The sequence below is a fragment of the Peribacillus alkalitolerans genome (genome assembly GCF_010882125.1).
GTDB lineage: Bacteria > Bacillota > Bacilli > Bacillales > DSM-1321 > Bacillus_BN > Bacillus_BN alkalitolerans.
This window is the reverse complement of sequence record NZ_JAAGVZ010000008.1, coordinates 1-21,850: the sequence shown is the minus strand read 5'-3', so window position 1 is coordinate 21,850 and position 21,850 is coordinate 1. Positions and strand designations below refer to the sequence as shown.

The following is a 21,850-nucleotide window of genomic DNA, read 5'->3' as shown; positions in this document are numbered from 1 at the left end:
ATACATTTTTCACACGATTTCATGTAAGAAAAGTAAAAAATAGCTTGAAAATGTAAAAAGTTTGTAATAATATTTTATTAAAATATAATGAATTTACAGAAAATAATAATAATTATAAAGATATTTTAAATTTGGTTAATTTATCTAACTGTAAATTTAAGGGGTGACGTCATGCCAAACCGTTCCACAAAAGAAGAACCACTTCTCGAAGTGAAAAATCTTGAGACTGGTTTTCTTATTGAGGGTGAGTACTATAATGCAGTCGATAATGTATCTTTTAAGGTGAAACCAAAACAAGTAATCGGTATTGTTGGTGAATCTGGTTGCGGTAAAAGTGTAATGTCTTTATCTGTAATGCAACTCCTTCCTAAAGGAACTGGAAAAGTACGTAGTGGGGAAATTAAGTTTCAAGGAAGGAATATAGAAGGTCTGTCCGATAAAGAGATTAATAAAATAAGAGGAAAAGACATTTCGATGATATTCCAAGAGCCGATGACTTCTTTAAATCCTGTTTTCACCATCGGTTTTCAATTGATGGAAGTTCTTTTCAATCATGAAAAGATTTCTAAAAGGGAAGCAAGAGATCGTTGCGTAAAGCTTTTGAAAAGTGTTGGTATATCAAGGGCAGAACAAATTGTGGATGAATACCCACATCAACTTTCAGGTGGAATGAGACAAAGGGTTATGATTGCGATGGCCATTGCATGCCAGCCAAAATTGCTCATAGCTGATGAACCTACAACTGCACTAGATGTTACGGTTCAGGCACAAATACTCGAACTGTTAAAGGAAATCCAACAGGTTAATGATATGTCCGTCATTCTAATCACTCACGATTTAGGTGTTGTAGCCGAGATGTGTGATGACGTAATTGTTATGTATGCAGGGAAGGTGGTAGAGAGTACAACCGTTGACTCTCTGTTCTATAATCCTAAACATCCATATACAAAACTATTGATGGGATCGATTCCGAAGCTTGATGAAGAAGTGGAAGAGTTGGCATCGATTAAAGGAATTGTACCTTCATTAAAAAATATGCCACGACAAGGCTGCCGATTTGTGGATCGTTGTCCGTCCGTAATGAGTGCATGCCGAACAATCTCACCTCTTCTAGCTGAAAGTGAGCCAGGTCATGAAGTGGCTTGCCTACTATATGAAACTAGTAAACCGAAGGCTGAGGTGCATACATAATGAGCATTACCGAAGTAAAGGACACTAGTACTGCAGGAAGCAAATCATCGGAAAAACTCCTTGAAGTAAAAAATCTTAAAACCTATTACCCTGTTAAGGGAGGTTTTTTAAGAAAAGTAATCGGGATGGTCAAGGCCGTAGATGACATTTCCTTTGAGATTAATAAAGGAGAGACTCTAGGTTTGGTTGGAGAATCTGGTTGTGGGAAATCAACAGCTGGCCGTACACTGCTTCGTTTGCTAAAACCAACCGAAGGAACTATTCTCTTTGATGGCAAGGACATTACAACGGTTGGTGGAACTACTCTTCGTAACATTCGTAAAGATTTGCAAATGGTATTCCAAGACCCTTATGCTTCTTTGAATCCAACTCAAATGGTAGGGGACATTGTCTCTGAACCGATTCGTAATTATTCGAATAAGAGTAAGGCTGAATTAAAGGATGAGGTAATAGAGCTCCTTGGCAAAGTTGGACTACCTGAAGATGCTTATTACAAATATGCACATGAATTCTCCGGAGGACAAAGACAGCGTATTGGTATTGCAAGAGCATTAGCTCTAAGACCTAAGTTGATTATTGCGGACGAGCCTGTTTCAGCACTTGATGTTTCCGTGCAATCTCAAGTATTAAATCTTTTAAAAGATCTGCAAGATGAATTTGGATTGACATACCTATTTATTGCCCATGATTTGAGTGTTGTTAAACATATGAGTGATCGTATAGGGGTTATGTATCTAGGAAACCTTGTGGAAATTGCGGATAAAAAGTCTATTTATGACGATCCGCTTCATCCTTATACAAAAGCGTTAATCTCGGCAATACCTGAACCAGATCCAAGAAAGAAGAAGGAACGGATCGTACTTGAAGGAGATGTCCCAAGCCCAATCAATCCTCCATCGGGTTGCCCATTCCATCCAAGGTGTCCAGTCGCGATGCCGGAGTGTTCACAGGTCAAGCCAACTTTAAGGGAGGTGAAGCCTGGGCAGAGAGTTGCTTGTCACTTATATAACTAGTAAGTCTTCACATTAAAATCTAAAGATTTGGGGGGAAACAAATGAAAAAGAAAGCGTTTTGGCTAGCTTCCATTATGCTTGTTTTATCAATGTTCCTTGCTGCATGCTCGGGCGGAGAAAAAACAACAACTACTAAAAATGATCCAGGGAAAACAGAAGAAAAGAAACCTGTTGAAGGCGGAAAAGTTACATACGGTTTCACACAACCGTTCAAAGGCGTATTATCTTATGCGTTTTATGAAGGTGAAGACGATGCTGGTATTCTTCAATTTATGCACGAAGGTTTATTCAAAGTAAATGATGAGCTTCAATCTGAGCCAAACTTGGCTACTTGGGAACTTTCTGAAGACAAACTTAAGCTTACTTTAAAGCTTAAAGAAGGCGTTAAATGGCATGACGGTGAAGAATTAACAATGGAAGACATGGAGTACGCTTGGTACTTAATTGCTGATGCTAAATATGAAGGCGCACGTTTTGCTAACGTAGCGATGATCAAAGGTGCTCAAGAGTACCATGATGGAAAAGCTGACAAAATCGAAGGTATTAAAGTTGTAGATCCTTACACTGTAGAAGTAACTCTTACTGAGCCTTCTATTAACGTAATTGATAATATCTGGTCTATCCCAGAGCCTAAGCATTACTATGGAGACCTTTCTCCAAAAGAGCTTGTTGACTCTGATCAAATTCGTAAAAACCCAATCGGTGTTGGACCATTCAAAGTGTCTAAAATCGTACCAGGGGAAAGTGTTGAGCTAGTTCGTAATGACGATTACTGGCAAGGCAAACCTAAGTTAGATTCAGTAGTTTACAAAGTTATTGATGGCGCACTAGCACAAGGATTAATTGAAAACGGTGAAATCGATGTAATCGAAGCACCAAAAGATCAATGGGAAAACATCACAAAGCTTGAAAATGTAAACGCTGTAACAACTCCAGCATTATCTTACAGCTATATCGGCTTTGACTGGGGTCATTATGACACTAAAAAAGGTGTAGTTGTATCTGATAATAAGAAGTTCCAAGTTAAAAACCTACGTCACGCAATGGCACACGCTTTAGACCGTCAAGCGTTTATCGATTCTTTTGCAAGCGGACTTGGGCAGCCGTTAAACGTTCCATTCCCATCCGTTTCTTGGGCTAAGATTGCAGACGATCAAATCAACCAATATGAGTATGATGTAGAAAAAGCTAAAAAATTGTTAGACGAAGCAGGATTCAAAGATAAAGATGGCGATGGTTTCGTAGAAGATCCGAATGGCAAACCATTCACTGTAAACTTTGACGCTATGAGCGGTACTGAAACTTCCGAAGCTCGTGCACAATTCATCGTTCAATCATGGCAAGAAATTGGTATCAATGCAAAAATCAATGGTGGAGCTTTAAAAGACTTTAACCTATTCTATGACACAATTGAAAAAGACGATCCTTCTATTGAAACGTTCATGGGTGCATGGGGACTTTCAAATGACCCAGATCCTGCTGGAATCTGGTTGTCTACTGACAAGTGGAACATGTGGAGATGGTACAGCGAAGCATCAGATGCACTAATCAAGAAGGGTGTTCAATTCCCAACTGATGGAACTGATGTTATCGAACACCGTAAAAATGTATATTTCGAATGGCAAAAACTTGTTAACGAAGAGCTTCCTGTTATCTTCTTCGAACAACGTGAAGATCCTTGGGCAATCAACAAGCGTGTTCAAGGTGTGAAAGTAACTCCAGTTGGAGTAACTGATTTCCACTTATGGAGCGTAACTGAGTAAGATATTAGAAAGTTTTCTTGATAAGGAGAATGCCGAATGTTGCAATATACACTTCGTAGAATACTAGGTATGATTCCTTTAATTTTCCTTATCTCGGTAGTGGTATTTTCCCTGGCAAAAATGATGCCAGGGGATGCCCTTACTGGCAAAATCGACCCTCTCAATTCTGATCCTGAATATATTGAAGACATGCGTGAAAAGATGGGGCTTAATGATCCAATTCATGTTCAATATTTTAGATGGATGGGCGGCGTCGTAAAAGGAGATTTTGGGGATTCTTTTATTCACAAAATGGAAGTTTCAGAACTTGTAGCTTCTCGTTTACCAAACACGATTTTACTAGGCATCACGTCTTTATTAATCACTTATATGCTAGCATTCTTAATGGGTAGATACTCTGGAAGACATGCCTATTCATTAGGGGATTACGGAATATCAGCCGTTAACTATTTAGCGTTAGCTATACCAAGCTTTGTGGCTGCATTAGTAGTGATTTATGTTTTTGCAATCAAGTTAGGGTGGGTTCCAGCAAGTGGTAGTGTAGGTTTTGAATCAGAAATTGGTTCTTTAAGTTATTATCTGGACAAAATTAAGCATACAATACTACCGGCACTTGTATTAGGAGGTATGTCCACTGCATCCTACACCCAATTCTTACGTAACGACATGATTGAAAGTGCTAGAAAAGATTATGTCCGAACTGCAAGAGCAAAAGGTACTAGCGAATCGACAATCTTTAACAAACACATTTTAAGAAACTCTGTCATTCCAATCGTAACATTACTTGGTTTTGACATTGCCAATATCTTTGGTGGAGCAGTAATTATTGAATCAATCTTTACATATCCTGGTGTTGGCTCACTATTCGTAGAATCAGTAAGTGCCCGCGATTACTCTGTAATGATGGCTGTTACGATGATGCTTACAGTATTGACCCTTATTGGAAATTTAATTGCAGATTTACTGTATGGTTTAGTAGATCCGCGTATTCGTTTAGGTTAGGCAGGTGAGTGTACTTGGAACCAACGTTATCAACCCATAACAAAACTGCTGACATTAATCATGTTAAACCAAGAAAAAGTCAATCTCCATGGGCTATTGCTCGTAGACGTTTCTTGAAAAACAAAATTGCAATGGTCAGCTTAATTTTCTTTTTGACTGTGGTCGCCTTATGCGCACTTGCTGAACCGTTAACGGTTCCTGTTGAGGAGACAGCTAAAATTAAATTAACGCAAATTAGTAAAGAACCTTCATCTGAATTTTTCCTCGGAACAGATAAATCTGGAAGAGAAATATGGCCTCGTATTCTACATGGTGGCCAAACTTCCTTAAAACTAGCTGTATCGATAACTGCACTTGTAGTCATTACAGGAACAATAGTAGGTTCAATTTCAGGTTACTTCGGTGGATTTATAGATGCAGCATTAATGCGATTTACTGATTTTGTAATGACCTTCCCATTCATCCTTCTAGTAATCGTAATTAGATCGATTTTTGTGGAATCAGGTGTCGGCACATTGATACTCGTCATCAGTTTACTCGGTTGGACGAGTACAGCTAGGTTAATTCGAAGTAAAGTAATGGCTGAGAAAGAAAATGAATACATCCTAGCTGCAATCTCAATTGGATGTAACTCATTCAAAGTCATTGTAAAGCATCTTTTACCAAACGTTTTATCAACTATCATCGTGCAATCAACAATTTTGATGGCTGTCATGATTGTTGCTGAAACAGGTCTTAGCTACCTAGGCTTTGGGGTACCTATGACAATCCCAACCTGGGGTAACATGGTACAAGAAGCGAGAAGTCCAGATGTATTGGCAAATAAATGGTGGATCTGGATTCCACCAGCTACTGTTTTAACATTAGTCATACTTTCCATTAACTTTATCGGTGAAGGGTTAAAGGATGCATTCAATCCTAAATCTGCCAAATAAAATCCACCTCTCCACTTGAGGTGGATTTTATTTTTTCATTTATGAAAAAGGCTTGTACTTTTCGAGTTTAATATGACATATATAATAAGAAGAAACAGGTTTAATTGATAGGGGAGGTAGTCCACGTGACACGGAAAGATGATGGTATATTAGTGTCCATCTTTTATTATATGGTTAGGCTTCTAGCCATATTAATTGGAAGTGGGATGTCTGTTTCTGGAGCAGTGAGCTGTATTGGCTATTTAAATATGCTGACTACAGGACATACCTTTTTGGAATTTGGAAAATTTATTATTGGTAGACCTGAGCTATACATTATTCCAATTGGGATGATCATTGTCATTCTTAGCTTATTAGATAGGATCTCATCATCCTCTAAATAACCTCTGTAGAAATTAACCCCACAATTTCCATTACTCTTAAAAAACATCCAACGATTTTCTAAAAAGGAATAATTTCTCCCTACAATGACTATACTTATGGACAAATAGTATACAAGTAGGTGAGGGATCAAATATGTTATATCTCCATGATGTTTGGGTGAATTGGTTTGAAGGTGAAGAAAACGGCTATAATATATGCCATTTCCATGAATGGAGAAAAGAAGATGGTATAGAATTGCTTGACCAAGTACCTTTGCTAAAAGTATCAGCCACGTTATTTCACTACATTGAGAATGATTTAGCCGAGCTCCCTCAAGATTTATTGAATGATGTGTATCAAAAATCATTCTTGAGAAAAAACCATGAGCGAACACAATTGGATTATTGCTTTATCGTGACGGATGGAACTGGGATTCTTGCTGTAGATACCATTGGATATACGATCCCTATTCGCAAGAGCCGTTTGATACCGAGGCAAGAACAATTAGTGTATGACATGGTGGACAACCATCCCGAAAAGGAATATAGATTTAATAATCAAGGTCTACAAAAGAAAGAATATCACATTTTGTCACCAGCTCCAGACTATATGAGTGGATTGACAAGGAAAGAAAGACAGTTAAAACAGTTACTATTTATGGCACTAGATCAACTACATACATCTAAGAATACTCCTGAAATCAGATATTGGTATACTGAATGGGCCCCACATAAATACATGTCCATTCAAGATTTAGAGTTTGAGAAAGCATGGGAAGAGCTCTTTGAAGAAGTGCAATATGGATGGACAAGCAAGCATCTACAATTATGTGAGAACCTCATTAAAGGCCAACCATTTTTCGAAAAACTGTGGGAAATGGAAGTAGGAGATAGGCCTACAATGCTTTAAGTGAAATAATTAAAGAAGGTAATGATTAATAGAAAAACGGCTGATTCCTTATAAAAGGACTCAGCCGTTTTTTTATTATTTTTTTCTTCCTAACCCCATTGCATTCATCATCTTTTGAATCATTTTATTTGCTTCTCTGTTTGCAGCTTCAGCACCACGGTCTAAAATTTCGTCCAATTCTTTTGAAGCAATCAATTCATTATAACGATCTTGAATAGGTTTAATTGTGTTTACGACGACTTGGGCTAAATCACCTTTGAAATCCCCGTAGCCTTTTCCTTCATATTTTTTTTCTAGATCCGTAATGGATTCTCCAGTGAAGATGGAATAAATAGATAGAAGGTTTGAGATACCTGGCTTATTTTCAATGTCAAATTTAACGATACCTTCTGAATCTGTAACAGCACTTTTAATTTTCTTCTCAATTTGTTTTGGATCGTCAAGTAAAGTAATGAAAGATTTTAAGTTAGGATCGGATTTACTCATCTTTTTTGTTGGTTCCTGTAAAGACATAATCCGAGCGCCGACTTTAGGAGTACGAATTTCAGGAATGGTGAAAATTTCACCGTGCTTCCTATTGAAACGTTCCGCCAAATCCCTTGTCAGTTCAATATGCTGTTTTTGATCGTCACCTACAGGGACAATATCAGTCTTGTAAAGGAGAATATCAGCAGCCATCAAAGGTGGGTAAGTCAATAAACCTGATGAAACTGCTTCACGTCCTGACGATTTATCTTTAAATTGGGTCATCCTTTCAAGTTCACCAATATAGGAAATACATTGCATAATCCATCCTGCTTGAGTATGTGCTGGTACTTCGGATTGTATAAAAATCGTTGCTTTATTTGGATCAATTCCGATTGCCAAATATAAAGCTGCAAGACTGCGAATGTTTTTTCGAAGTTCAAGACGATCTTGAGGCATTGTGATAGCATGCTGATCAACGATACAAAAATAACAATGATAGTCATTCTGCAAATCAACAAATTGTCTCATTGCTCCTATGTAGTTTCCTAATGTTACGGAGCCGGTTGGCTGTATGCCTGAAAAAATGTTTTTCAATGCTGGACACTCCTTTTTTAACCTTGGGTATGTATTCATTCATTATTTCATATGAAAGAAATACTAGACAAGTCCTAATGATTTTTTTCTTATTGATAATAAAACAATAGCCCTACTAACATAAATCCCATTAGAATTATCCCAGTCCATAAAGTCCAAGAATAATCAAAAGTAATGAAATCAGAAAGACGCGAGATCTCTTTCTCCTCTTCTTCTACCGCCAAGTGACCAAATCTCTTTTTATTATTACGTGAGAAAAGTAAACGAAAGCTATGACTGATCACATCAAAAAATCCTTTTTCTAGTACAAGAAGTAATAGTGAAAAAATAATTAAGATACTCGATACATAAAATGTCACATTAATGATGTCTACCAAATTAATTTGCTTATAAAGAATAAAGCAAGTTAAAAGGATGAGTGCAAATAAACCCACAACAGAAACGCTGATACGCTTCATTTCAATTCATCTCCTTAGAATAATATGTTAATAAATGAATTTATTAAAAGTATAACAAACTGGGAACAAATTTGAAAAAGTGAATAAAAAATATATCAATATAACAAAATACAATGGTGAAGCAAGTCAAATCAAATTTATTGGTAAAAAAGGAAGAATTATCTAGGTATTTTTACCGGATTTGGAATGGAAAATAAACACTTATTACCCCCAAATTCATTAGTGCTTTACCAAAATAAAACGTTTTATTATAGGTAAATAGAACTATCTTTTGTAATGGAAATATGATTTTTATAATATTTCTGTAAATTTTTTTAAAAAAGTTAATTTACAAATAATCAGAAAAATGTATAATGAAAACTGTAAGAATTTTTAAAACATAAAAGGGGTGTCAAATTTGAAAAAGTCAAAATTTTCATTGCTTTTAGTTCTTACATTAGTCCTTAGCATTTTCTTAGCGGCTTGTTCCGGTGGGAAAAAAGAGGAAGCAGAGGGAGAAAAAGAAGGAACTCCTGCTGAAGAAACAACTAATGTACCTCAAGAACTAAAAACTCTAGATTCTTCTGAAATTCCAACTATGGACAGCGCACTTGCTGAAGGTTCTACAAGTTTCTTATACTTGAACCAAATGAGTGAAGGTCTATACCGTATTAACGAAGAGCAACAACCTGTTCTTGGACTTGCTGCTGAAGAACCAACAGTAAGTGAAGACGGAAAAACTTACACTTTCAAAATCAGAGACGCAAAATGGTCTAACGGTGAAGCAATCACTGCTAACGACTTCGAATTCGCATGGAAACGTGCTATCAATCCAGAAACTGCTTCTCCATACGGTCCATACATGATGGGCGGTAAAATCGCAGGAGCTCAAGAAATCACTGACGCTGCTGCTGCTAAAAAGCCTTATGATGTAAATTCTTTAGGAGTTAAAGCTCTTGATGAGAAAACTCTAGAAGTTACTTTAGTAAAACCTGTTCCTTTCTTCAAAGCTTTAATGGCTTTCGGAACTTTCTATCCGATCCAACAAAAGTTCTTTGAATCAACTGCTGGTAAATATGCTAGCAACGCTGAAAACCTAATCGCTTCTGGTCCATTCAAAATGACTAAGTGGGACGGACCTGCTGGTACTGAATGGGTAATGGAAAAGAACGAAAACTATTGGGATGCTGAAAACGTTAAGTTAACAAAAGTAACTACAAACGTTGTTAAAGATTCTCAATCTGCTGTAAACGCTTTCGAAGCTGGTGAAGTTGATATCACTGGTAAGTTATCTTCTGACATCGTTCCTCAATACGATGGCGACGAGCGCTTACTTCGTTACTTAGAAACTACTGTATTCTGGTTAAAGATGAACCAAAAGCAAAACCCTGCACTTAAAAACGAAAACATTCGTCGTGCAATCGCTATGGCATTCAACAAAGAAGACCTTACAGCTAGCATCTTGAACAACGGTTCAATCCCTGCTAACTATGCTGTACCTAAAGATTCATTCTATGATGAGAGCGGAGCTGACTTCCGTGAGAAAAACCCAGACATGCTTTCTTATAACGTAGAAGAAGCTAAAAAGTACTGGGAGCAAGGTTTAAAAGAGCTTGGTACTGACAAAGTTGAAATTGGCTACCTAGGTGGAGACACTGAATCAGCTAAGAAAACTGACGAGTACATGAAGAACCAATTAGAAACTAACCTTAAAGGTTTAACAATCAAACTTGAAAGCGTTCCTTTCGCTATCCGTTTAGAGCGTGACAATTCTCAAACTTATGATTTACAATTTGCTGGATGGGGTGCTGACTACCTTGATCCAATTTCATTCTCTGACCTTTGGGTAACTAAAGGTGGAAGTAACCGTATGGATTACTCTAACCCAGAGTATGATAAAAACATCAAAGCTGCTATGGGTGAGCTTGCTGACAAGCCTGCTGATCGTTGGGCTGCATTACAAGAAGCTGAAAGAATCCTTCTTGAAGAAGATGCTGGTCTAGCTCCAGTTTACCAACGTGCTACAAACCTATTAATCGCTCCTAAGGTTAAAGGTTTCGTATACCACAACGTAGGTTCTGACTACAGCTGGAAATGGATCGAAATCACTGACGCAGAATAATTACCATTTGCCTTTTTTATAAAGGTGTATATAATTCTGTACTAGGAACAGAAGAGAGTATATTTTCTCAATATACTCTCTTTTCCCTGTAAAGGAAATTTTCTAACTTTGCGAAATATTAAGATTTTTCAGGAGGTGTCGAGATGGTTAAATACATTGGACAACGTATACTGTACATGATCATTACTCTATTCATTATCGCATCCCTCACTTTCTTCCTCATGAAGTTAATCCCGGGTACCCCGTTTGCTAGTGCATCCAAGTTACCCCCTCAACAATTACAAATCATGAAAGACAAGTATGGTTTGGATGAGCCAATCCCGGTTCAATATATGAACTACATGACTAATTTGGTACAAGGTGACTTAGGAATTTCATTCCAATTCAGCAACACACCAGTTACAGATTTATTGGTTAACCGTATCGGACCTTCATTGCAACTAGGATTGCAAGCGATGTTAGTAGGTACACTCATTGGGATTGTGTTAGGAGTAGTAGCTGCTCTAAGACAAAACACTTGGGTGGATTATGGTTCAACTTTTATTGCAGTAGTGGGTAAATCTGTACCAAGTTTCGTATTGGCTGGATTATTGCAATATTATGTAGGTCTTAAATTAGGATGGTTCCCTGTTCTTTTCTGGAAAGGGTTTGAATACACCATCTTACCAACGATTGCTTTGGCAATGTTCCCAATCTCAATTGCAGCACGTTTCATGAGAACGGAAATGATTGAGGTTTTAGGATCCGATTACATCACATTGGCTAAAGCTAAAGGTGCAAACTATTTTGAAATCGCATTCAAACATGCTTTACGTAATGCATTAATTCCGGTAGTTACAGTATTAGGACCATTAGCTGCTGGATTGATGTCTGGTTCCCTAGTAGTAGAGCGTATTTTCGCGATACCTGGAATTGGGGAGCAATTCGTTAAATCCATTCAGGTAAATGATTATCCTACTATTATGGGTACTACCATTTTGTTTGCAACATTGTTTATAACGATCATTCTTATAGTAGATATTTTATATGGATTCATCGACCCTCGTATCAGACTAGCAGGAGGTAAAAAGTAATGGCAAAAAGCGAAATTAACATTCCAAAAGAAAAATTCCAGCCTGCCATTATCGATGCTTCTAAGGGTGAGGAAATTTCTAAACCGAGCTTGAGCTTCTGGCAAGATGCATGGATGCGTGTCCGAAAGAATAAAGCAGCCCTAGTGAGCATGGTCATAATGGGTATAATTGTTATCATGGCTTTCTTAGGACCAGTAATCAGTGGTCGCGATGGAGAAACCCAAAAAGTTGCCCATAATAACTTGCCTCCACGTATTCAGGGCTTAGAAAACATTGAATGGTTGCCATTCGATGGTGTCAAAGTTATGAAGAGTGGTAAAGAAGTCAATATGTATGAACAAAAGAAAGTAGATGAATATTATTGGTTCGGTACCGATGCACTAGGTCGTGATTTGTTCACTCGTGTATGGGAAGGAACGCAAATTTCACTATATATTGCTGTTTTGGCAGCTTTGATTGATTTGATCATAGGTGTTGCGTATGGAGCGATTTCTGGATACTTCGGTGGTCGTTTGGATACGTACATGCAACGTTTTACTGAAATACTAGTAGGGATTCCAACCCTTGTAGTAGTTATCTTAATGATCTTAGTTCTTGAACCTGGTATCATATCTATCACAATCGCCTTAAGTGTCACAGGTTGGGTAGGGATGTCACGTGTTGTCCGTGCTCAAGTTTTGAAATTGAAAGAGCAAGAATACGTATTAGCATCTAAAACATTAGGAAACGGAAATTCAAAGATCATTTTTAAACATTTAGTTCCAAATCTAGTGGGTGTAATGATTATCAACACAATGTTTACCATTCCAAGTGCTATTTTCTTTGAAGCATTCCTAAGCTTCATCGGACTAGGTTTACAAGCACCGTTGGCTTCTCTTGGAACATTGATTGATGAAGGTTACAAAACGTTACAGCTTCATCCACATGAAATGTTCATCCCTGCAGTCGTGATCAGTATTATCATGGTATGCTTCAACATGCTTGCGGATGGACTTCGTGATGCACTAGATCCAAAAATGCGAGATTAAGGCAGGTGAATCAAATGGAGAAAATCTTAGAAGTTAAGGATTTGCATATATCCTTCCATACTTTTGGAGGAGAAGTTAAAGCCATTCGTGGTGTAGATTTCGACTTAATCAAAGGTGAAACATTAGCGATTGTTGGGGAATCAGGTTCTGGTAAATCCGTTACGACGAAAACAATCATGCGACTACTTCCTCCAGGAAATTCAGAAATCAAAAGCGGACAAATTTTGTTTGAAGGTAAAGATTTGACAAAACAATCGGACGGTCAAATGCAAAAAATCCGTGGGAAAGATATTTCTATGATTTTCCAAGATCCAATGACATCCTTGAATCCAACGATGAAAATTGGTAAGCAAATCATGGAGCCAATCTTGAAGCACCAAAAATTAAGTAAAACAGAAGCTAAACAACGTGCTCTCGATTTATTACGTCTAGTTGGGATTCCTCAACCTGAAGTACGTTTTGAACAATACCCACATCAGTTTTCTGGTGGTATGAGACAGAGGGTAGTAATTGCTATTGCTTTGGCATGTAATCCAAAAGTATTGATTGCCGATGAGCCAACTACCGCTCTTGATGTAACAATTCAAGCTCAAATTCTTGAATTAATGAAGGATTTACAAAAGAAAATTGATACGTCTATCATTTTCATCACGCATGACCTTGGTGTAGTTGCTAACGTTGCGGACCGCGTAGCAGTTATGTATGGTGGAAAGATTGTTGAAATTGGAACTGTTGATGAGATTTTCTACAATCCACAACATCCATATACTTGGGGCTTATTGAGTTCTATGCCAGACCTTGATATAGCTGGAAGTGAGTTGTACGCTATCCCAGGTACACCTCCTGACTTAATGAATCCTCCTAAAGGAGATGCATTCGCACCACGTAATGAGTATGCGATGCAAATTGATTTAGAAGAGCAACCTCCAATGTTCAAGGTATCTGATACTCACTACGCAGCAACTTGGCTACTTCATCCGGATGCACCTAAGGTTACTCCTCCGGATGCAGTCGTGAAGCGTAGAAGCCACTTCCTTTCAATGCAGGGGGTTAAATAATATGACAGAGAATCAAGTTCTTCTTGATGTTAAAAACTTAAAGCAACACTTCAACGCAGGCAAACCTAACATGGTTAAGGCCGTGGATGATGTATCTTTCCAAGTTTTCAAAGGGGAAACTCTTGGACTGGTAGGAGAATCGGGTTGTGGTAAATCTACAACTGGTCGTACGATTATCCGTTTATATGATGCAACTGATGGAGAAGTAATCTTTAACGGGAAAAATGTTCATGGGAAAAAATCCGCAAAGGATTTACGCGAATTCAACCGTAAAATGCAAATGATCTTCCAAGATCCTTATGCATCCTTGAATCCTCGTATGAAGGTAGCAGATATTATTGCTGAAGGTATCGATATTCATGGTTTGGCTACTTCTAAAGAAGACAGAATGAACCAGGTTATCGATTTACTAAAAACAGTTGGATTAAATAAAGAGCATGCCAACCGTTACCCACATGAATTCTCAGGCGGTCAACGTCAGCGTATCGGGATTGCCCGTGCTCTTGCGGTTCAACCTGAATTCATCATTGCGGACGAGCCAATCTCTGCATTGGATGTATCCATTCAAGCACAGGTTGTTAACTTGATGAAAAAGCTTCAAAAGGAAAAGGGATTAACGTACCTATTCATCGCCCATGACCTTTCCATGGTAAAATACATCAGCGACCGAATCGGTGTAATGTATTTTGGCAAACTTGTAGAATTAACTACAAGTGAAGAATTGTACAATAACCCAATCCATCCTTACACTCGTTCACTATTATCTGCGATTCCTCAACCGGATCCAATTAGCGAGCGTACTCGTAAACGTATCACTTACAACCCGAACATGCATGACTATGCTGAAGGGGAAGAAGTAAAAATGCGTGAAGTAAAACCTGGACATTTCGTATACTGCTCTGAAAAAGAACTTGAGCAATACAAAAAGATGTCAAAATAAAATTTTTATTAGAGACTCAACAGACTTTTTTACTCTGTTGGGTCTTTTTTATTTAAGTAAGGTTGAAAAAGGGTAACTGTCCGTAAAGGCCCGATTGGCTCAACTAACCTTTTGTGGAAAAAACCGCCCCACAAAAGGAAGTTTCGCTTTATAATATAAGTACAATATTTAAATAGGAGAGGGGCTCTGTCATGCAGCTTAGGAATACAATCATTGCGGCCGGGTTTATTGTTACTGCTTTATTATCAATGGGTCCTACCGCTGCAAAAGCAGCAGGGAATGAGGAAACACAAGTAGTGAGTAACCATCCGAATAGAATGATGGTCTTAAAGTCCAAAGAAGTATTTCAATCACTACCACGTTTTACATACGATTCGGGACTTGTGTTTCAGTATCCTGATGCTGTCCGTGGGGTTTATGTTACAGGGCATTCTGCAGGTGGAACTAAGTTTAATAAGTTATTAGGATTAATGGATAGTACAGATTTAAATGCAATGGTAATCGACATAAAGGATGACTGGGGGAATATTACGTATAAGCCCGAACCAAGTTCTCCATATGCAGGAATCGGACAAAATTTCATCAAAGATCCTAAGGCGATGCTAAAAACTTTAGAGAAAAAGCAAGTGTATCCAATTGCTAGAATAGTAGTTTTCAAGGATTCCATTCTTTCTAATAAAAAACCAGAATGGTCCTATAAAGAAGGGAAAACCGTTTGGAAAAATGGTAGAGGAGAGTCGTTCGTCAATCCTTTCTTGAAAGAAGTATGGGATTATAATGTTGGGATTGCCATTGAGGCAGCTAAAATGGGTTTCCAGGAAATTCAATTTGATTATGTTCGTTTCCCAGAAGGATTTGAAAAACGAGATCAAACATTAACATATAGCATGGGTGACTATGCAAAGAGAAGTGAAGATAATATACAAAAGCGTGTATCAGCGGTTACTGACTTTGTTGCATATGCTAGGGAAAAGTTAAAGCCATACGGTGTGAAGGTATCAGTTGATATCTTTGGTTATACTGCTACGTTGCCAGAAGCACCTGGTATAGGTCAAAATTTCTCTAAGATATCTGAAAATGTGGATGTCATTTCCTCAATGATTTACCCTAGTCACTGGACATCATATTTTGGAATTGCCAAGCCAGATATTGAGCCATATAAATTGGTTACAGAATATGTGAAGGTTGAAAAGCAAAAATTATCACAGCTTCAAACACCACCAATTTCAAGACCATGGTTACAGGACTTTACAGCTTCTTGGCTAGGAAAAGGGAATTTTAAAAAGTATGGTAAAGCAGAAGTTGAAGCCCAAATCAAAGCTTTAAATGAACAAGGCATTAAAGAGTACCTTTTATGGAATGCTGGTAATTCGTATACACCAAATGTAGATTATACTCCATAATACTGTTCTCATAGAGACTGGATTATATTGTACTGATAGTGTGCAATGTAATCCAGTCTCTTTCTCAAAGGTGAATTATTCAAGTCCGTGAATGTTGGAATTCAATTCTTGTTGAGCTCTAGTATTCTACACTAAACAGTTTTATTCCTTTTTTGCTTTCATATCGTTCAAGTGCATCTTTATATAAATTCCAATCCATTCGGAAACGTTCTGTGATGAACAATTCCAATTGTGTTGGATTTAATATGGTTTCTCGTTTTTCATGAGTAAAGTGCTGTTTTAGTGTGTTATTTTTTAATGAAGTTGGTACTCCATCCACATATCCAAAGATTTGTATTTCTTTTAAGGCCATCCCTGTATCCCAAACATTTGATTTTGTAATGAATGGCTTCATCTCATCAAGTTGTACTGAAACAGTATCCATTGTTTTCGTAGGACCTGGTTCTCTGGAAATTGTGACTTTATCCCCATCGACTTGATAAACGAACTCTTCCCGTATGTCTTTCACCTTAAAAGATTGTTTCAAGGGGTATGCCTTGAATAACGGTGCACAATATCCAACATCCACATAATAGGGTTGATCTAAATCGACGCGTAAGCATAAATGACCTGAATCCATGTACAAATAGTGAGTCGAGAATCCGAGTTGTGTTAATAACCAATGAAAGCCAACTGCCAACGACCAGCATGTTCCTCCCATACCTTGGTTGGTAATCCTGTTAATATAGAGGTCAATTGGAGGTAGGTATTCTCCTGTTTGATCGCCTCTTTCCCAATCCAAAATCTTGGTAACAGTTTCCCACTTTACTTTTTCTTGATGATTCTTAAGTAATTCGTTTAGAAAAGGCAGACAGACCTCTTTTCTTTCCACATCTAAAAAATCTAAAAATTTTTCAACCAAAAGAGTAGTATTCATTTCAATCTCCTTTATTCGTTATATCTAAAGTGTAAACTTTTCAAAAATTGTTTGAATCATTCTTAGAGAGTGGATGCTATACTTCTTTAGTCTTATGAATAAATAGGAGATAATTTTTGTTGAAAGTTAGAGGAAATGGAAAGGTTTGTATTGATTCGCTAAAAGAGCGGTACAAGTGTCGTAGGAATAGGTAGAATAAAAGAGCATTGAGGAATGCTCTTTTTATGAATAAGTTTATTGAGATATTTAGGTTAGTTCTTTTTCCCTCCGACTGCTTTCCAGCCGGTTTGTGTTTTAGCTGATTGGTCTTTAAAAATACTCTTTTCCTTGCCACCAAAGAATTTTTCACCAATTCCATTAACCATTACACCATTTAATGCAGTTAATCCAATCACAAGTACAGTTACAATTGTTAAATCGATCAAATAACCTGCCATTGATTATCTCCTTTCATGTGGAGCGATTGCCTCACATTTCCATTACCTATATTGTATAAAATTGTATCCAGAATGAAAAGGGAAAATTCTGATAGTTACCGAATTGTTCAAAAGTAAAAATCTTAAGGGAAAATTAAGATTAGAAACATAAAATAAATTTAATCTCATTTAAAAAAATAGGTTTAAACAGTTTATATCAAGGGAATATGTAGATTGGAAGTGAAAATCGGGCACAACTTACCCTGAGAGTTAAGTCATATTAATTGAGAATGAAAGCAGATTATTTTCAATTGTTTGATAAAAGATAGTTTTATAGATTTAGGTCTTATGGACTAAAAAAACACTGAAATGCCTGTGTGTTCAAGGTTTGTATAACAAATTTCGTATTTTTTAAAAAAGGTATTCTTTTTAATGAGATTGATGTATAATTGTGATAGAAATTACTTGTTTATAGTAATTTCAATGTAGAGTGGATAAAGAAAAAGCGCTGTCATAAAAAAAGATAGATGGCAAATCTTTTACATTCATTAAAAAGTTTTCCCAGCATAGATCTACGATTCTATAATTCGGGAGTGTGATTAATATGGTAACATTGTATACATCTCCAAGCTGTACTTCTTGTAGGAAAGCAAAAGCATGGCTAGAGGAAAATGACATTGGCTATGTAGAAAGAAATATTTTTTCTGAGTCATTATCCATTGAGGAGATTAAGGAAATTCTTCGTATGACGGAGGATGGAACGGATGAAATAATTTCTACCCGCTCCAAAACGTTCCAAAAACTAAACGTAAATGTAGAGACACTACCTCTACAACAGTTATATACTTTAATCAAGGAAAACCCAGGATTACTACGCAGGCCGATTATCCTTGACGAGAAGCGTTTGCAAGTGGGCTATAATGAAGATGAAATTCGTCGTTTCCTTCCAAGAAAAGTTCGTACATTCCATCTTCGCGAAGCTCAGCGAATGGTTAACTAACAAAAAGACCCTTACAAATTATTGTTGGGGTCTTTTTTATTTGAGACGCATTGCAAATTGACGAAAAATTATGTAAAATCAAAGAACTAAGTAGGCATTTCAATCGTTTTTGTTTGATTTATTGCTTTTCATTTTCCTTCTTACGCTTTTTATCATAAAATAGAATTAATATAACTTATCCATATTTATTGATTAGTATTTCTTCAATAGGGGTAAAGTTATAGATAGAAAAGCTTAATTTTTCGGGGGTAATTCCCTTCAAAATTTGAAGAGAAGGGAGAGGGAATTTATGGAGATTGAACGTATTAATGAACATACCGTAAAATTTTACATTTCGTATATCGATATTGAGGAAAGAGGCTTTGATCGCGATGAGATTTGGTACAATCGCGAAAAAAGTGAAGAACTATTTTGGGAAATGATGGATGAAGTTCATCATGAAGAAGAATTTGGGATTGAGGGTCCATTATGGATTCAAGTCCAAGCTTTGGATAAAGGTTTAGAAGTTCTCGTAACTAGAGCCAATTTGGCCAAGGATGTCCTTAATGGTGAAAATCTTGACGAAAAGCTGAAGGATATGCCCGTTCATGATAAAATTGAATCCCTCCTCGATCACCATATGCAAGGAAAAATACCAGAAGAAGAACAAATTGTTATGGAAGATGGTATTTTAGAATTTGTCATAATGTTTAAAGATTTTGAGGATGTGATTTCCTTAAGTAAACGTCCTGTTCTGAAGGGCTTTGAAACCAAGTTGTTTGCTTACGAAGGAAAATATTATCTCTTCGTTGAGTTCCTAGAAGAAGAAATGGACGAAGAAGAGATGGATAATGTACTAAGCATTCTCCTTGAATATGGAGATGAGTCTCAAATGACTATTCATCGCTTAGAAGAGTATGGGAAAGTAGTAATGAACGAAAATGTATTTGATACGGTGCGTCAATATTTCGTATAGATATTCTGGACCGATTTCTTTTGTAGGAAATCGGTTTTTGTTTGTGTTAAAGTTTCCATTTTTTTGTACCAATTTGTGATAGGATTTAAGAAGGTCTTTTTGGGTATATGTAGTTGTACAGTATGATTTAAGGTCTCTCGAGGTGGAATTATGAAAAATACAGTTCGTTTACTTCTTTTTGTCGGCCTACTATGGGGCGTATGGTTTCTCTTTCATGATCAGGTCCAAGGAGGACTGTTTGGGTTTTTTAGTTTAATTTTGACACTGTCAGCTGTAATTATTGGAATTGTCATCTTCCTAGAAAATCGGCATCCTACCCAAACCCTTACATGGCTTGTTGTTTTTGGCGCTTTTCCATTAGTTGGATTTATATTTTATCTTTTATTTGGACGTAATTACCGAAAGGAAAAAATGTTCCGTAAGAAATATTTTTTAGATAAGCAGGCTTTTCTAAAAATCGAAGGTGAACGAGATATCAGCGCCGATAAACTGGCCAATATGGGAGATCATCAAAAAAAGTTAATCGCTTTGGCCCAGCGAATCGGGAACAGCCCTATCTCTTTTGCTACAGAAACAAAGATTTTGACTAATGGGGAAGAAACCTTTTCTCACATCCTTACAGGTTTGAAAGAAGCAAAGCATCATATTCACATTCAATATTATATTGTACGAGATGATGAAATTGGACGAGATATTAAGAATGTACTGATGGAACGTGCTAGAAATGGGGTAAAAGTCCGCTTTTTATATGATGCAGTTGGTGCTTGGACGTTGACAAAGGAGTATATTCAAGATTTACGTAACGCTGGAGTGGAAGTATCTCCATTTGGTCCTGTACGATTACCGTTTTTAAACAATAAGTTCAATTTCCGTAACCATCGAAAAATCATCGTCATTGACGGAGATATCGGTTTTGTAGGAGGTCTAAATATTGGTGATGAGTATCTAGGCAGAAATAAAAACTTTGGATTCTGGCGGGACACACATTTAATGGCGAAGGGTGAAGCGGTAAGGACTCTTCAATTAATTTTCTTGCAAGATTGGTATTATAGTACAAATCATAGCTTTTTAACGGACGAGTATTTACCAACTAGTGTACCGATTGAACATCATCAAGGTGGTGTACAGATGATTGCTGGTGGCCCGGATAATGAGTGGAGTGTCATTAAGGACATGATCTTTTCCATGATAACGACCGCTAAAGAGTCAGTGTACATCGCTTCCCCTTATTTCATTCCTGATGAAGATGTATTTCAAGCACTAAAGGTCGCAGCGTTGAGTGGAATTGATGTCAGATTACTAGTACCCAAAAATCCAGATAAGTGGATTGTATGGCATGCATCACGCTCCTATTTTCCCAATCTTTTGGAGGCGGGAGTACGTGTATACGAATATAAAGAAGGATTCATGCACAGCAAGATAGTGATTGTTGATAATGAACTTGCTTCGATTGGAACTTCCAATATGGACATGAGGAGCTTCCATTTGAATTTTGAAGTCAATGCATTCCTCTACAAAACAGGTAGTACTCAAAAACTAGTCAAGGACTTTATGGACGACCTAGAACAAGCCCAAGAAATCCATATGGATTCTTTCAAAAAACGCAATATAGGAATGAAGGTGTTAGAGTCATTTTGTAGGTTACTTTCACCATTACTTTAAAGATGGAGTGCAATTGTGCACTCCATTCAGACTGTAGACAAACTCGAAGAATTTCGAGTTTGCCAACAGTCTTTTTTCTTTTACAATGAAAGAAGTTAACTAAGAATTAGAGAAGTTGATTGCAGCGAAGGGCGAACGCTTTCCGCGGGCGTGGCTTGAGCCTCCTCCTTCGCTACGCTCGTGCGGGGTCGCAAGTCTCACGCTTTTCCCGCAGGAGTCGTCGCCCTCCACTCCAATCAACGGTGTTTGTACATAATTTTGAGGTGATAAGCGATGATGACGAAAAATCAAATCAATGAACGTGAACAATTAGAAATGCTGGCTATTGAACAACTTGTTCCACAAGACCACTTAGTCCGAAAACTCGATGCATCGATTGATTTTACCTTCATCTATCCGTTAGTCGAACACCTCTATTCTAATTTAGGACGTCCTAGTATTGATCCAGTTGTACTCTTTAAAATGACGTTTGTTCAATATGTGTTTGGCATTCGATCTATGCTAAGCTTAATGAACAGGTTTTTAAGTTGATTATTCAAGGACACTGGTTGATTGGAGCGGAAGGCGCTTGACTCCTGGGGGATTAGCGTTACAGGCGAGAC

Annotated in this window: 21 protein-coding genes; 17 read left to right on the top strand and 4 right to left on the bottom strand. The window is 37.3% G+C overall.

Going from position 1 to position 21,850, the window contains the following annotated elements:
- Positions 1-171: 171 nt before the first annotated feature.
- The 7 genes from G3O09_RS11225 to G3O09_RS11195 all read left to right on the top strand — a co-directional run bounded on the left by G3O09_RS11225 (position 172) and on the right by G3O09_RS11195 (position 7,176).
- Positions 172-1,191: an ABC transporter ATP-binding protein gene (locus tag G3O09_RS11225; RefSeq protein WP_163101584.1), complete on the top strand. Its 1,020-nt coding sequence runs from the start codon at positions 172-174 to the stop codon at positions 1,189-1,191.
- Complete coding sequence (locus G3O09_RS11220; protein WP_163101583.1) at positions 1,191-2,204, top strand: ABC transporter ATP-binding protein; 1,014 nt, start codon at positions 1,191-1,193, stop codon at positions 2,202-2,204. Before G3O09_RS11225 ends, G3O09_RS11220 begins: the two co-directional genes overlap by 1 nt.
- A gap of 41 nt (positions 2,205-2,245) precedes the next feature.
- Positions 2,246-3,967 carry an oligopeptide ABC transporter substrate-binding protein gene (gene opp4A / locus G3O09_RS11215; RefSeq protein ID WP_163101582.1) on the top strand — a complete coding sequence of 574 codons (1,722 nt, stop codon included), beginning with the start codon at positions 2,246-2,248 and terminating at the stop codon, positions 3,965-3,967.
- A 36-nt stretch (positions 3,968-4,003) separates the two neighbouring features.
- Positions 4,004-4,969 carry an oligopeptide ABC transporter permease gene (gene opp4B / locus G3O09_RS11210; RefSeq protein WP_163101581.1) on the top strand — a complete coding sequence of 322 codons (966 nt, stop codon included), beginning with the start codon at positions 4,004-4,006 and terminating at the stop codon, positions 4,967-4,969.
- A gap of 14 nt (positions 4,970-4,983) precedes the next feature.
- Positions 4,984-5,904: an oligopeptide ABC transporter permease gene (gene opp4C / locus G3O09_RS11205; RefSeq protein ID WP_163101580.1), complete on the top strand. Its 921-nt coding sequence runs from the start codon at positions 4,984-4,986 to the stop codon at positions 5,902-5,904.
- Positions 5,905-6,029: 125 nt separating this feature from the next.
- Positions 6,030-6,287 carry a YuzI family membrane protein gene (locus G3O09_RS11200; RefSeq protein ID WP_240338409.1) on the top strand — a complete coding sequence of 86 codons (258 nt, stop codon included), beginning with the start codon at positions 6,030-6,032 and terminating at the stop codon, positions 6,285-6,287.
- A 133-nt stretch (positions 6,288-6,420) separates the two neighbouring features.
- On the top strand, positions 6,421-7,176 hold the full coding sequence (locus G3O09_RS11195) for a YjbA family protein (protein WP_163101579.1): 756 nt from the start codon (positions 6,421-6,423) through the stop codon (positions 7,174-7,176).
- Positions 7,177-7,251: 75 nt separating this feature from the next.
- Here G3O09_RS11195 and trpS read toward each other — a convergent pair whose 3' ends face one another.
- Both trpS and G3O09_RS11185 read right to left on the bottom strand, forming a co-directional pair.
- A complete protein-coding gene (gene trpS / locus G3O09_RS11190) occupies positions 7,252-8,277 on the bottom strand; it encodes a tryptophan--tRNA ligase (RefSeq protein ID WP_163101578.1) in 1,026 nt (341 codons plus the stop codon).
- A gap of 50 nt (positions 8,278-8,327) precedes the next feature.
- Positions 8,328-8,696, bottom strand: coding sequence for a DUF3899 domain-containing protein (locus G3O09_RS11185; protein ID WP_163101577.1), 369 nt, complete (start codon positions 8,694-8,696; stop codon positions 8,328-8,330).
- Between the two features lie 397 nt (positions 8,697-9,093).
- On the opposite strand from G3O09_RS11185, the gene G3O09_RS11180 reads away from it, so the two are divergent.
- The 6 genes from G3O09_RS11180 to G3O09_RS11155 all read left to right on the top strand — a co-directional run bounded on the left by G3O09_RS11180 (position 9,094) and on the right by G3O09_RS11155 (position 16,299).
- On the top strand, positions 9,094-10,797 hold the full coding sequence (locus tag G3O09_RS11180; RefSeq protein WP_163101576.1) for a peptide ABC transporter substrate-binding protein: 1,704 nt from the start codon (positions 9,094-9,096) through the stop codon (positions 10,795-10,797).
- A 143-nt stretch (positions 10,798-10,940) separates the two neighbouring features.
- Positions 10,941-11,870, top strand: coding sequence for an oligopeptide ABC transporter permease (opp3b, locus tag G3O09_RS11175; protein ID WP_163101575.1), 930 nt, complete (start codon positions 10,941-10,943; stop codon positions 11,868-11,870).
- Positions 11,870-12,898 carry an oligopeptide ABC transporter permease gene (gene opp3C / locus G3O09_RS11170; RefSeq protein WP_163101574.1) on the top strand — a complete coding sequence of 343 codons (1,029 nt, stop codon included), beginning with the start codon at positions 11,870-11,872 and terminating at the stop codon, positions 12,896-12,898. Before opp3b ends, opp3C begins: the two co-directional genes overlap by 1 nt.
- Before the next feature lie 14 nt (positions 12,899-12,912).
- Positions 12,913-13,956, top strand: coding sequence for an ABC transporter ATP-binding protein (locus G3O09_RS11165; protein WP_163101573.1), 1,044 nt, complete (start codon positions 12,913-12,915; stop codon positions 13,954-13,956).
- 1 nt (position 13,957) lies between these two features.
- A complete protein-coding gene (locus G3O09_RS11160) occupies positions 13,958-14,896 on the top strand; it encodes an ABC transporter ATP-binding protein (protein ID WP_163101572.1) in 939 nt (312 codons plus the stop codon).
- Positions 14,897-15,087: 191 nt separating this feature from the next.
- Entirely contained in the window at positions 15,088-16,299 is a 1,212-nt protein-coding gene (locus G3O09_RS11155) for a putative glycoside hydrolase (RefSeq protein ID WP_163101571.1), read from the top strand.
- Positions 16,300-16,417: 118 nt separating this feature from the next.
- Here G3O09_RS11155 and G3O09_RS11150 read toward each other — a convergent pair whose 3' ends face one another.
- Together G3O09_RS11150 and G3O09_RS11145 are read right to left on the bottom strand one after the other, a co-directional pair.
- Positions 16,418-17,215 carry an arylamine N-acetyltransferase gene (locus G3O09_RS11150; protein ID WP_163101570.1) on the bottom strand — a complete coding sequence of 266 codons (798 nt, stop codon included), beginning with the start codon at positions 17,213-17,215 and terminating at the stop codon, positions 16,418-16,420.
- Between the two features lie 251 nt (positions 17,216-17,466).
- Positions 17,467-17,652 (bottom strand): hypothetical protein, encoded by a 186-nt coding sequence (locus G3O09_RS11145; protein WP_163101569.1) that lies wholly within the window; start codon positions 17,650-17,652, stop codon positions 17,467-17,469.
- Between the two features lie 583 nt (positions 17,653-18,235).
- Here G3O09_RS11145 and spxA point away from each other — a divergent pair.
- From spxA to G3O09_RS11125, 4 genes are all read left to right on the top strand, one after another.
- On the top strand, positions 18,236-18,631 hold the full coding sequence (spxA, locus tag G3O09_RS11140) for a transcriptional regulator SpxA (protein ID WP_163101568.1): 396 nt from the start codon (positions 18,236-18,238) through the stop codon (positions 18,629-18,631).
- A gap of 289 nt (positions 18,632-18,920) precedes the next feature.
- A complete protein-coding gene (mecA, locus tag G3O09_RS11135) occupies positions 18,921-19,586 on the top strand; it encodes an adaptor protein MecA (RefSeq protein ID WP_163101567.1) in 666 nt (221 codons plus the stop codon).
- A gap of 150 nt (positions 19,587-19,736) precedes the next feature.
- On the top strand, positions 19,737-21,248 hold the full coding sequence (cls, locus tag G3O09_RS11130) for a cardiolipin synthase (RefSeq protein ID WP_163101566.1): 1,512 nt from the start codon (positions 19,737-19,739) through the stop codon (positions 21,246-21,248).
- Between the two features lie 273 nt (positions 21,249-21,521).
- Positions 21,522-21,779: a transposase gene (locus tag G3O09_RS11125; protein WP_275898312.1), complete on the top strand. Its 258-nt coding sequence runs from the start codon at positions 21,522-21,524 to the stop codon at positions 21,777-21,779.
- The last annotated feature ends 71 nt before the right edge of the window (positions 21,780-21,850 follow it).

Bases quoted from the DNA above. Each gene is read 5' to 3' on its own strand.
- G3O09_RS11225 (WP_163101584.1), top strand. From the start codon at position 172: ATGCCAAACCGTTCCACAAAAGAAGAACCACTTCTCGAAGTGAAAAAT.
- G3O09_RS11220 (WP_163101583.1), top strand. From the start codon at position 1,191: ATGAGCATTACCGAAGTAAAGGACACTAGTACTGCAGGAAGCAAATCA.
- opp4A (WP_163101582.1), top strand. From the start codon at position 2,246: ATGAAAAAGAAAGCGTTTTGGCTAGCTTCCATTATGCTTGTTTTATCA.
- opp4B (WP_163101581.1), top strand. From the start codon at position 4,004: ATGTTGCAATATACACTTCGTAGAATACTAGGTATGATTCCTTTAATT.
- G3O09_RS11195 (WP_163101579.1), top strand. From the start codon at position 6,421: ATGTTATATCTCCATGATGTTTGGGTGAATTGGTTTGAAGGTGAAGAA.
- trpS (WP_163101578.1), bottom strand. From the start codon at position 8,277: ATGAATACATACCCAAGGTTAAAAAAGGAGTGTCCAGCATTGAAAAAC.
- G3O09_RS11185 (WP_163101577.1), bottom strand. From the start codon at position 8,696: ATGAAGCGTATCAGCGTTTCTGTTGTGGGTTTATTTGCACTCATCCTT.
- opp3b (WP_163101575.1), top strand. From the start codon at position 10,941: ATGGTTAAATACATTGGACAACGTATACTGTACATGATCATTACTCTA.
- opp3C (WP_163101574.1), top strand. From the start codon at position 11,870: ATGGCAAAAAGCGAAATTAACATTCCAAAAGAAAAATTCCAGCCTGCC.
- G3O09_RS11165 (WP_163101573.1), top strand. From the start codon at position 12,913: ATGGAGAAAATCTTAGAAGTTAAGGATTTGCATATATCCTTCCATACT.
- G3O09_RS11160 (WP_163101572.1), top strand. From the start codon at position 13,958: ATGACAGAGAATCAAGTTCTTCTTGATGTTAAAAACTTAAAGCAACAC.
- G3O09_RS11155 (WP_163101571.1), top strand. From the start codon at position 15,088: ATGCAGCTTAGGAATACAATCATTGCGGCCGGGTTTATTGTTACTGCT.
- G3O09_RS11150 (WP_163101570.1), bottom strand. From the start codon at position 17,215: ATGAATACTACTCTTTTGGTTGAAAAATTTTTAGATTTTTTAGATGTG.
- G3O09_RS11145 (WP_163101569.1), bottom strand. From the start codon at position 17,652: ATGGCAGGTTATTTGATCGATTTAACAATTGTAACTGTACTTGTGATT.
- spxA (WP_163101568.1), top strand. From the start codon at position 18,236: ATGGTAACATTGTATACATCTCCAAGCTGTACTTCTTGTAGGAAAGCA.
- mecA (WP_163101567.1), top strand. From the start codon at position 18,921: ATGGAGATTGAACGTATTAATGAACATACCGTAAAATTTTACATTTCG.
- cls (WP_163101566.1), top strand. From the start codon at position 19,737: ATGAAAAATACAGTTCGTTTACTTCTTTTTGTCGGCCTACTATGGGGC.
- G3O09_RS11125 (WP_275898312.1), top strand. From the start codon at position 21,522: ATGATGACGAAAAATCAAATCAATGAACGTGAACAATTAGAAATGCTG.